The organism is Aminivibrio sp. (assembly GCF_016756745.1).
Classification (GTDB): Bacteria; Synergistota; Synergistia; order Synergistales; family Aminobacteriaceae; genus Aminivibrio.
In genome coordinates this window covers 68367-79538 of sequence record NZ_JAESIH010000033.1, presented here as the reverse complement: position 1 = coordinate 79538, position 11172 = coordinate 68367, and the positions used below count along the sequence as shown (strand labels likewise).

General features: G+C 61.4%; 9 protein-coding genes. 5 read left to right on the top strand and 4 right to left on the bottom strand.

The features are described 5' to 3' along the window. Positions 1 to 103: 103 nt before the first annotated feature. Together JMJ95_RS03975 and JMJ95_RS03970 are read right to left on the bottom strand one after the other, a co-directional pair. Complete coding sequence (locus JMJ95_RS03975) at positions 104 to 1111, bottom strand: ABC transporter substrate-binding protein (protein ID WP_290682874.1); 1008 nt, start codon at positions 1109 to 1111, stop codon at positions 104 to 106. Between the two features lie 81 nt (positions 1112 to 1192). Next, entirely contained in the window at positions 1193 to 2701 is a 1509-nt protein-coding gene (locus tag JMJ95_RS03970) for a DUF4403 family protein (RefSeq protein WP_290682872.1), read from the bottom strand. Positions 2702 to 2983: 282 nt separating this feature from the next. Here JMJ95_RS03970 and JMJ95_RS03965 point away from each other — a divergent pair, with 282 nt between their 5' ends. After that, on the top strand, positions 2984 to 4105 hold the full coding sequence (locus tag JMJ95_RS03965; RefSeq protein WP_290682870.1) for a sodium ion-translocating decarboxylase subunit beta: 1122 nt from the start codon (positions 2984 to 2986) through the stop codon (positions 4103 to 4105). Positions 4106 to 4489: 384 nt separating this feature from the next. Here JMJ95_RS03965 and JMJ95_RS03960 read toward each other — a convergent pair whose 3' ends face one another. Both JMJ95_RS03960 and JMJ95_RS03955 read right to left on the bottom strand, forming a co-directional pair. After that, complete coding sequence (locus JMJ95_RS03960; RefSeq protein WP_290682868.1) at positions 4490 to 5851, bottom strand: glutamine synthetase family protein; 1362 nt, start codon at positions 5849 to 5851, stop codon at positions 4490 to 4492. 155 nt (positions 5852 to 6006) lie between these two features. After that, complete coding sequence (locus JMJ95_RS03955) at positions 6007 to 7146, bottom strand: DUF362 domain-containing protein (protein WP_290682866.1); 1140 nt, start codon at positions 7144 to 7146, stop codon at positions 6007 to 6009. 123 nt (positions 7147 to 7269) lie between these two features. Here JMJ95_RS03955 and JMJ95_RS03950 point away from each other — a divergent pair, with 123 nt between their 5' ends. From JMJ95_RS03950 to JMJ95_RS03935, 4 genes are all read left to right on the top strand, one after another. Further along, positions 7270 to 8004: a hypothetical protein gene (locus JMJ95_RS03950; RefSeq protein WP_290682864.1), complete on the top strand. Its 735-nt coding sequence runs from the start codon at positions 7270 to 7272 to the stop codon at positions 8002 to 8004. Further along, positions 8001 to 9212 carry a hypothetical protein gene (locus JMJ95_RS03945; RefSeq protein ID WP_290682862.1) on the top strand — a complete coding sequence of 404 codons (1212 nt, stop codon included), beginning with the start codon at positions 8001 to 8003 and terminating at the stop codon, positions 9210 to 9212. Before JMJ95_RS03950 ends, JMJ95_RS03945 begins: the two co-directional genes overlap by 4 nt. Before the next feature lie 135 nt (positions 9213 to 9347). Beyond that, positions 9348 to 10613, top strand: coding sequence for an HDOD domain-containing protein (locus tag JMJ95_RS03940; protein ID WP_290682860.1), 1266 nt, complete (start codon positions 9348 to 9350; stop codon positions 10611 to 10613). 1 nt (position 10614) lies between these two features. Next, a partial coding sequence (locus tag JMJ95_RS03935; RefSeq protein ID WP_290682858.1) for a hypothetical protein occupies positions 10615 to 11172 on the top strand: 558 nt, incomplete at its 3' end.

The following is an 11172-nucleotide window of genomic DNA, read 5'->3' as shown; positions in this document are numbered from 1 at the left end:
GAGAAAAACTTTCTGGAAGGAATGGTCATCTCCTCCTTTTCCGGTGAAAGAATGAAGGGGTCCTGAGCAGGACCCCTTCCAGTTTCACGATTGCAGGCGCTCTTTACCTGGAAGCGCCGATTTCCTTGTTCCACCGGTCAAGAAGCCGGGCCTTGTTGGCGGCATCCCAGACGTCGTCCTGGTTGACCAGCTTCATCTTCGAGAAGGAGAACCCCGTCTCCACCGGGGAGGCCTTGTCGCTCAGGGGAATGACGTACCACTTGGCGATGATGTCCATGGCGGACTGGCCGAGGATCCAGTCATAGAGTTTCTTTGCGTTCACAGGGTCCGGCCCGTCCTTCAGGAGGGAGAGGGAGGCGGTCTCGAAGCCCGTTCCGTCGGAAGGAACGGCGATCTCTATGGGGGCCCCTTCCACCTTCAGCTTGATCAAGTCGTGAAGGTAGCCGATGGCCACGGGAATTTCGCCGATGGCGCAGTTCTTGCCGGGGGCTGACCCGGAGCGGGTATACTGGTCGATGCTCCTGTCCAGCTTCTTGAGGAAATCGAAGGCCTTGTCCTCGTCGTTGTCGAAAACCCGGATGATGGTTGTGACCATGTTGTAGGCCGTTCCGGAGGTGCCTGGATTGGCGACCCGGACCTTCTTCTCGTATTCGGGCTTTACGATGTCGGCCCAGGAAGTGGGCAGGGGAAGGTTCAGCTCCCTGGCGCGGTTGGTGTTGATGCAGAAGGCGATGGGGGCGACATACAGACCGATCCAGAACTTCTCGGGGTCCCTGAACTGGTCGGGGATGGAGCCGGCCATGCGGGAATTGTAGGGAGCCGTCAGCCCCTTGTTCTTTGCGTCGATGTGGAGGGTCCCCACGCCGCCCACCCAGATGGACGCCTGGGGGTTTGCCTTCTCGGCCTCGATCCGGGCCACCGCCTCGCCCGAGGACAGGCGGACCCACTCCACCACGATGCCCGTTTCTCTTTCAAACTGCTCGAAAAGGGCCTTCGCCAGGGGTTCCTCAAAGGTGGTGTAGGCCTTGACCTTTTCGGCGGCGAGGGAATTCCCCGCGGTCATGGTGACGCACAGCAGAACGAGAACAGCCTGAACAACGAATTTTTTCATTGCTTCATCTCCTCCTGTAGTTTTCGGGCAGCCTCCGGTTACGCTGTCGCAGCCTGAGTATAGAAAGGGAAGGGGATCCTGTCAATTCTCCCCTTCCCTTTTGCCCGTGTATTTCAGGGAGACTGTGCCTCCCATGGAAAAGGAGAGCCGGATACCGTCGACGTCAAGGGAAAACCGCTCAAGATCAAGGGAAGCCACCGATCCGTCCATCATCACTTCGTCGGAGACCTGCCGCCCCCTGACCGCCTCGCCGAGGGAGACGAGCGTCTTCTGTCGGAGTTCGCCCAGGGGGAAGACGAGGTTTTTCCCGATCTCCCTTGCAAGGAGCGGCCTGACAATCCAGGAAGCCATTCGCGTCAGCCCCCGGGTGGAATCCTCGTCGAAGTCGACGCCTTCGATGCGCAGAACCTGTTCCTCCCTGGAAAAGACCGGTTTCCCCGTCAGGTAGACCTTCCCTCGCAAGGGAGCACCGAGAGGAGCCTTTCCGGAGATATCCGCTGCGGCCACAAGTTTTTCCCCGCTGCCGAAAAGGGTGATTTTTTCCACGGTGACCTGTCCTCCGCCGGGAAGGTCGAGGGGATCGAGGGGGCGGTCCGAGACAAATTTCTCCAGGGCTCCGTAGGATATAAAAGCGTCGAGATTGACGAGCACCCCCGGGTCGAGGTTCGGCGGCAGGGGAGAGAGGTCGGGAAGGGGAGGGTGAGGAGAGGCAGTCTCCGGCAGGCCGGAGCTGACCGTTAGCAGGCAGCGGAGGGCCAGGCCGGCGGAAAGGACGCCCCTTTTCGCCGTAAAGGGAGAAATGGAAACGGCAAGGGGCCGGACCGAAAGGGCCAGCGGGGGGGAATCCGTCAGCGGGATGGGGGAGCACAGCCTCTCCCACTGTTCCCGGGCGCGCTCCTTCAGCCTGGCGGACCGGTTGAGCTCCTCCTCCGCACGGCGGAGCAGGTCTGCCGTGCGGTCTTCCAGGAGGGACGACAGGAAGCGGGTGATCCCGATTTTCTGGCCGAGGATGGTTATGGCCGGATTTTCCTTCCATTCCACCGACAGAGAACCGTCGAGGCGGATCGTCCAGTCCCTGTCTATCCGGGGGGTTACGTTGAGACGGAGCCTGCCGCCTCCGAAAACCTCCTGTTTCGTGCTCGAGGAGATGCCAAGGATCTTCCCCTTCCACCGGACGAGACTTTCTAACCGGAAGGGGAGGGTGACGCAGGTCCTGTCGTCCTCCATGGAAACGGTCACGGGGCCCGTCCGCTCCACGAGTACGTCGGCCGCCGATTCCCCGTAGCTGTCGTCCAGTTTCTGTCCCTTCACGTTGTACAGGGGGTTTCCCAGGGCGTCTCCGAGAAGCCGCTCCGCTTCCGCTGCGGTGATGGTCACCGGAACGGAGAGGAAAGACTCCGCGGGAGGGGCCGGGGGCATTCCCTTCTCGATGGCCGGCGGGGCTTCCGGGTCAAGGATGACTTCCTGCTCGGTAGCGGGTGGGGCTTCCTGGTCAAGGGTGACTTCCTGCTCCGCGGTTGCGGCGGAGACGAGGAAGAAGGCCAGGGAACCGATGACACATGCCTTAATGGCATAAAACAATTTTTTCATGGGAATACCTCCGGGCCGGAAAAATTGCCGTGTTCAGCATTGCCATTATACAGCGAAAGAAGGACGAGACGGACCTAAATCCGCTTATTTTTCAGGCAGAGGGAGCGTCGGCCGTCATTGACAATCGTCCTCCGCCGGCTACAATGAGGGCGGAGGACGATGTGCCGCCGTCGCTCCCGTGCCGGTTTTCCGCGGCGGCGGCGGGGGTGGACGGAGGCCTTCAGCGGGGAAATTTCCTGCGCTGGGGGTCATTTTTTCTGTGAATGAAGGAGAGAAAAAACGATGGAGCAGCTTTTTGAAGGATTTCTGGCCCTCACCGGCCGGCAGGCGGTGATGATGGGAGTAGGTGCGGTCCTCCTCTACCTGGCCATAGAAAAGGAGTATGAGCCGTCCCTCCTCCTTCCCATGGGGTTCGGGACATTGCTGGTGAATATCCCCTTCACATCGGCCCTGACCCGCATGGCGGGGGATCACCTTCAGCACGGGGCCCTCAGCATTCTCTTCGACGCGGGCATCGCCAACGAAATGTTTCCCCTGCTGATATTTATCGCCATCGGCGCCATGATCGACTTCACACCCCTGTTCCAGAACCCGGTGACCTTTCTCTTCGGCCTGACCGCCCAGGCGGGAATTTTCCTCACCATGGGCCTGGCCCTTCTCTTCGGATTCGACCTGAAGGAAGCCGCATCCATCGGCATCATCGGAGCGGCGGACGGCCCCACATCCATCTATGTCTCGGCCAGGTTCGCCCCGCACCTGCTGGGGCCCATCTCGGTGGCCGCCTATTCCTACATGGCCCTCGTCCCGGTGATCCAGCCCCCGGTGATCAAACTGCTCACCACCGCCGAAGAACGGAAAATACCCATGCCCTACCATGAAAAGCCCGTTTCGAGGAGGATGAAGATTCTCTTCCCTATCGGGATCACCCTTGCGGCAGGCATGTTCGCCCCGCCGTCGGCCTCCCTCATCGGATTTCTCATGTTCGGCAACCTGCTGCGGGAGAGCGGCGTGGTGGACCGGCTCGCGAAGGGGGCCCAGAATGAGCTGGCCAACATCGTCACAATCCTCCTGGGGCTTGCCATCTCGGCTACCATGACCGGGGAACGGTTCATCCAGCCCCAGACGATCCTCATCCTCTCCATGGGTCTCGTGGCCTTCATCCTGGACACGGCGGCAGGGGTGCTTTCGGCGAAGGCGATCAACCTGTTCCGGAAACAGAAGCTGAACCCCATGATCGGGGCGTCGGGCATCTCGGCCTTCCCCATGTCCGCCAGGCTTGTGCAGAAAATGGCGGCGGCGGAGGACAGGAACAACTTTATTCTCATGCACGCCGTGGGAGCGAACGTGTCGGGGCAGATAGGCTCGGTGCTTGCGGGAGGACTGCTGCTGGCGTTCCTGGGGTAGAATTAATTCCTGGCAGCGGGAAGCGTCACCGGGGACCGCTTGGGCGGGGGGGTGCAGCGTCTCGTCCCTCACAACTGCCCAGGCGAGTCCCGCGGCTCCCTGCGTTCGTCGGTTGCCTGCCAGTGAAACCGACATCCGTGTCGGTTTCACGTTTTGGGCGCCTCCCCCCCCAGGGGATCCATCCGCAGAGAGTGCGGAGCGAGATCTCTTCGCCCCCGGGGAGGGCGAATTCGCCGTATGCCCGGTGACACTCCCTCTGCCTGAACAATTTGCGGATGAAGGTCCTCCGCCTCGAAACACCAGATAAATGAAAACTGTAAAAAGAAAGGGGCCGTTTCCGTCGGTTGTGCCGGGAAGCGGCCCCTTTCTTTTCCGTCCGGGGAATCAGAAGTACAGCTCGTACTCCTGGGGGGTGGGGGCGTTGTAGACGTACTCCGCCTCCTCGGTCTTTCTTTTCGTCCACAGCTCGACCAGCTTCTGCGGAAAGGCGGGGGCGAGGTAGTCGTTGTCCTTCCGCAGCCCTTCGAGCACGGAGAAAAGGTTCAGCGGGAAGACCTTGTTCTCCTTCGCCTCGGGGCTGTCGAATCCTGCAGCCACCGGGTCGGCGTTCCGGAGGATTCCGTCGGCCCCGGCCAGGACCATGGCGGAGAGCATGTAATGGATGTTCGCCGAGGCATCCCCGGTGCGGTATTCAATCCGGACCTCGTCGCTCTTCAGGTACCCCGGTATGCGGACCGCCGCGCTTCTGGAGCCTTTGGCGAAGGTGGCGCTGATGGGGGCTTCGTACCCGGGGACGAGGCGGCGGTAGCTGTTGGTGCCCGGGTTGGTGAAGGCGAGGAGGCTTCCCGTGAGGCTGTGTTCGAGGAGCCCCGCCGTGTAGGCCAGAGCCTCCCGGGAAAGCCCGTGAAGGCCCTGGCCCGGGAAGAGGGATTTACCGTCTTTTTCGAGGTACTGATGGACGTGCATTCCGCTGCCGGGCATTTTGTAGAGGGGCTTGGGCATGAAGGTAACTGAGAGGCCCATCTCCTCCGCCACCGTCCGGATGATCCACTTGGCCGCGCAGACGCTGTCGGCGGCCCTGACAAGATCCATGAAGTCGAGCTCGATCTCGAGCTGGGAGGCCCCCACCTCGTGGTGATGGTATTTCACGGGGATGCCCGCCTGTTCCATGATCCGGACGGTACGGTTCCGGAAGTCGAGATACCGGTCCTCGGGAGGAAGCCTGTGGTATCCCTTGTGGGGACCGAAGCGGGGAACGGAGGAGTATTCCTCTCCAAGGCCCTCGGAGGATCCGACGGCATAGCCCGCGTGGTCCAGCCCGGTGGAGTACTCCACCGACTCGAAGACGTAGTATTCAAGCTCCACGAGCATCATGGCCCGGTCGGCCAGGTGTTTCTCCCTGAGGAAGGCAGCGGTCCGTTCGGCCACCGACCGGGGATACTGGTCGAAGGTGTTCCGCTCGGTGGAGATCACGTCGCATATCACGTGGACGGTGCGGAATTCCTCCCGTTCCTCGAGGAAAGCGGAGGACCTGTCCGGAACGGCCACCATGTCGGACTTGTCCACCTTGGCGAAGCCGTAGTTCGAGGCATCGAAGCCTATGCCGTCCCGGAAGACCTTTTCGGAGACGTAGCCCCGGGGAAGGGTCACCGAGCGCATTCCCCCCGAGATGTCGAACATGAGCAGGTTCAGGAAATCGGCATCGAATCTGTTTTCCGGGAAATCCGGAAAGGCTGTCAGGTTCACGTTCATTCCTCCAAACGGTACGCAAGTGTCGGGCCGTCCTCCCCGGAAGAGAAGGGGAAAGTCCGCGTCTCCATTATAGAAGCAGCACCGGTTTTCTCAATTTCTGCCGGACAATTCGGAATGAAAAGTTTTGAAAACCACAGGCTGACATTTTCTTATCTTCCAAGAAATTCAAGAACCCTGAGGAGAAAACCCTTTGAAAAGCCTATGGCGTCCGCCGGACAGACCTCCTGGCAGCAGTAACAGCGTATGCACTTTTCATAATCAATGTCAATAATATTTTTTGCTTTTCTGGTCATGGCTTTCGCCGGACACACTTCCACGCACTTTCCGCAGCCTATACAGTCCCGGGGGTGCTGGACGGGGCGGGAGGAAAGGCAGCGCTTTCCGAAGCCGTCGAGGAGGGCCGGAAGCAAATGAAGAGAATCGAGCCTGGGAATGTCAACCTTTTCAAAGACGAAGTCAGGAGGAAGGTCTCCGGCCGACGTTCTGAAGTCCTTCGGCGCCAGGTTCCGCCGTTTTGCGGAACGATACAGGGGAAAGGCCTGGAGATCCGCCCCGAGGAGGGTGCAGAGGTGCAGGTCGAGGGCAAGGGTGTCGTCAGAGGCGGCAAGGAGCCCGAACATACGGGGACGGCCGTTCCCCGGGCCCCTGCCTTCCATGCCCCGGATGCCGTCCATGATGGTGAGGGCGGGAGCGAGGCTTCTCGCGATGTCCAGATGGAGGTCGGCGAACGCGTCCCTGTCGAGCCCGACGGTGTAGTGCCATGAGGCCTTCCGCTGCCGGACCACCGTGCCGAAGAGGTTCTTCACTCCCAGGGTGAGCATCATCTGGGCGTGGGTCTTGAGCTTGGGCAGGTTGATGATCTTGTCGGCCTCAAGGACCTTCCTGGAGACTTCCACCCGCTGGAATACGGACCCTTCCGCCATGGGAAGGGGAACCGGGTCGTCCAGCTCGACGCAGGGTATATCAAGTTCCGCCGCGACGGCCGCCATACCGGTCTTCGCCGCCACGCCGGAAAAACCGTCAAGGCCCGGGCTGTCCCCGATGAAGGGATGTCCTCCTGCCTCGAGCACGCCGAGAGCTGCCGCCCTGACCACCTCAGGGTGTGTGGTGATGCACCGCTCCGGAGATGAGGCAGAGAGGAGGTTGGGCTTCAGGAGCACCCTCTCCCCGGGACGGACGAACCGCCCCATTCCCCCCAGGGACTCCAGGAGGGTCCCCAGGCGGTCCACCACTTCCCCCCTTTCGTAGGAACCGCACCGAAAGAGCGCCGCGGACGGCATGTCGGTCATGAATAGTCCTCCTTGCAATGTTTAGTATAATAATACTCTACCATCTGCGCCCCTTTTTGCCTCCGGCAGGAGGCGGGACAGAATGCCGGAAACTGAAAGCGACAGGAAAGGACCGGTGAGAGAATGGCGTATGCGTCCCAGCAATTTTTCCTCCAGAAGCGCGAAGTGGGTCTGGTTGTCCCCGTGCTGTGCACCATGCGGATTCTTGGGGATGATGACATCATGGAAGCCGTCATCTTCCACAAGCGAATTGCGGATGAGATCGGCGACGCCGGTTTTTTCGCCGAGGACAACACCATCGTGGAGAGCATCCGGGGAGAAGGGGCGGTGTCGGGGATCTTTGCCGAAGGCAGGCTTATCGCCCTGCGGGCTGTCTCCTACGTGAAGGAGTACGTGGACGACGCCCTGGAGGATCTCGGGCTTGACCCGTCCGAGGCAAACAACACGGCGGTGATGGATTTCTGCATCACCGATTCCGCTTTCCGGGGAAACAGTATCCAGTTTTTTACCTACCTCTTCATGGAGAACATCCTCTACCCGAACAGGTATCACCTGCACACCACCGTCTCACCGAAGAACATCTTCAGCCTCGTGAACATCCTGAAATGCGGCTTCCACGCCGTGCGCTTCAAGAACAAGTACGGAGGCCACCCAAGGTTCGTGCTCTACAAAAATTTGAGGAAACCGGTGGCCGTCCAGACCAGGGGACACAAGGAGATCCTCCTGAGAAACTACGACTACCACCCGAAGGTGTTCGCCGACGGTTTCGTGGGGTACAAGGTGAAGCACAAGGCGAACGGCATGGCCCTGCTCTACGGCAAACCCCTCGTTGTCCGGGAGGAGCCGAAGGCTTCATGAAAGACCTCCTTTCCGGAGCGGCGGAAATTCTCCGCCGCCTGGAAGAAGAGGGCCGGGAGGCTGTCCTCGTGGGCGGGGTGGTCAGGGACCTGCTCTGCGGCTTTCCCCCCTGCGATGCCGACATCGCCTCCGACGCGCCCCTGCCCGTCCTGGCTTCCCTCTTTCCGTCCGGCAGGCTGCTCGGTCCGGAGGGGATGCAGGTCTTTCTCCTTCCGTTCGGGGAGGGGTACTGCGAGGTCTTTCCCTTCCCCCGGGGCGGATTGAAGGATGATCTTGCCAGGCGGGATTTCACCGTGAATGCCCTCGCTCTCCGCAGGACGGGGGAGCTTGTGGGAAGCCGAAGGGCCCTGGCCGATATCGCCGCCCGGGTTCTCCGGTTCAACGGGTCTGCGGCCGAAAGGCTGGAGGAAGATCCCCTCCGCGCGCTCCGCCTTGCCCGGTTCGCCGCCGTGCTCCCCGGATTCGCTCCCGACCCGGTGGGGATCAGGGAATGCAGGGAGGCCCGTCCTTCCCTCGAAAAATGCGCCCATGAAAGGGTGGGGAGGGAGATTCGTCTCGCCATGGAAGGGAACCCCCGGATTTTCCTAGAGACGGTGAAGGCATGCGGCCTTCTGGATGCCCTGTTTCCGGGGATGCCTGCAAGGGAGTTCGGCTTCTCCGGGCTCTGCCGTATCCAGGAAGGACTTGCCCGGGAAGGGGCCCCTCTCGAAGTCCGGGCCGCCGCCCTTTTTTCGGTGCCCCGAAGCGGGGGCTTCCGGCCCGACGACGGGCCGTCAAGGGCGGAAGAAACTCTTCTCGCCTGGAAGTGGCCTGCCCGGTCAGCCTCGGAGGCGGCGGAACTCGCCAGGTACCGGCGGCTTCCCCTGGAAGCGCCGGACCCGGAGAGGATGGCCGCCCTGCTCGAGGCAAGGGGGGGGGCGTTCATGGACTCCCTTTTCCTTCTCTCCCGGCAGTACTGCGCCGGAGAGCCCCACTTCCGCAGGTGGAGCGAAAACCGGGCCCTGTACGTTTCCATGGCCGTCCGGGCTCTTCGGGACGACGTGCTTCCCTCTGGGGGCGAGATCATGGAAAAGTACTCCCTTGCGCCGGGGCCCATCCTGGGAGAACTCGCCGCCGCGGTGAAACTCCGCAGGCTCCACCCCGGCCTCGGATCGAAAGAGGATGCCTTCCGCTTCCTGGAAACCCTTCTCAGGCAATCCCGCCCCTAAATCCGCACCTCAGCCGGGACGCTCCCGCTGAGGTGCGGATTTAGGGGCGGACGGGGAGGGTGTTTTTCCCGACCATTCATGATAAAATTATAACCAAAGACAATCTATCGAGAGTCGGAATGAAGGTGGGGGCGGATGGGACTCCTGAGTGTTGACCGGCTGAAGCCCGGAATGGTCATTGACAAGGATTTGCTGGCCTTTAACGGTCGTTTCCTGCTGCCCAGGGGGGCGGTCCTTACGGAAGGGCACATCCGGACCATGAAGGCCTGGGGCGTGGTTGAAGTGGACATAGAGGGGAAGGACGAACCGGGGGCGGAAGGCTCCATGGCGCCGGAAATCCCGGAAGAGATTCTCCGCCGGGCGGAGAGTTCCGTGAAGGCTCTCTTTGCGGTTCCTCCTGTGCGGTCGCCTATGAGGGAAGTCTACGCCCTCGCCCTCGAACGGACGGCGGCGGCCCTCAAGGAGGGGCGGAACGGCTCTGTCGAAGAGCAGGCTGACAGCGTTTTCCCCCGGGAAAAAAAGAAGGGGGCGGAGGAGAGAGTAAAAGGACGCCTTACCCCGTCGGATTTCGTATCCCGGGAGCTTCGCCTTGCCTCCCTGCCGGACGTCTATTACCGGATCATGGAGGTCATCAGCTCGGCGCGGAGCTCCGCGTCCCACATCGCCGAGACGGTGAGCAGGGACACGAGCCTCCTTTCCCGGCTTCTCAAGCTGGTGAACAGCTCCTTTTACGGTTTCCCCTCGAAGATCGAAACCGTGTCCCGGGCTGTGGCGATCATCGGGACCAAGGAGCTCTCAACCCTCGCCCTCGGCATATCGGTGGTTCAGTATTTCAACGGCATCCCTCCCGAGTTTGTGGACATGAAGAATTTCTGGAAGCACTCGGTGGCCTGCGGCGTCTACGCCCGGCTGCTCGCCTCGGAGAAACCGGGGGTGTCGGAGGAGCGCCTCTTCGTGGCCGGTCTTCTCCACGACCTGGGAAAACTCGTCCTTTACCGTCGGGTTCCCTCCTTGGCCAGGGAGGCCATGGAACTCTCCGCTGAAAAAAGAATTCCCGTCTGCGAGGCGGAAAGGGAGGTCCTGGGGTTTGACCACGCCCAGGTGGGAGCCCTTCTCCTGAAGGAATGGAAGATTCCCGTCCCCCTGGAAACGGCTGTCCGTTTCCATCACAGCCCCTCGGGCATTCCCTCCGCCCTCGAGCCCTCCCTTCTGAATGTGGCGGACACCCTGGCCATCGCCATGGGTATGGGGAAGAGCGGTTCCTCGGTAGTCCCGGAAATCGGGAAGGATTCCTGGGAAACCACGGGTCTTTCAGTCGGTGTCTTCCAGCCGGTGGTCCGGCAGGGAGACAAGCAGATAGACGACATCACGGCGGCTTTCCTGGGAAATGGAGGCCGGTGACATGGTTTCTCCGGAAGAGCGGATCGCCGGCCTCGAACGGCGCCTTCGGAGTCTTGAAGAGACGAACGCTTTCCTCTGGAAGGAAAAAAGCTTCGCCGTGGAGGCCCTGGAGGAGGCGGTCACCATGGGCAGCTTCGACACGAGCCTCAACCGCCTCGACGATCCCCGTCCCATACTCGAGGTGACTCTCGCCAGGGCGAAGACGCTTCTTCCTTTCCGGGCTGCCGCCGTCTACCTTGTGAGAGAGGACTCTTCCTTCAGCCAGGCGATATGTTCTCCTCCGGAGCTTGCAGCGGAGCTTGATGAGATCGTCTCCCGGCGGATCGAGGATCGCACCTTCGCATGGGCGATCCGGAGGAGGAAGGCGGTCGTGTCCGGTGTGTCAGGCCCGGAGCCCCTTCACCTTCTCCACGTTCTTTCCACCATCTCCCGGACCAGGGGGATGTTCGTCGGCATTCTCGAAGGGGAGTGGCGTCATCTGTCCGATTATTCCCTTTCCCTTCTCTCGGTGCTCCTCTCCGCCGCCGCAGGGGCCCTGGAGAGCTTCGAGCTGTACCGG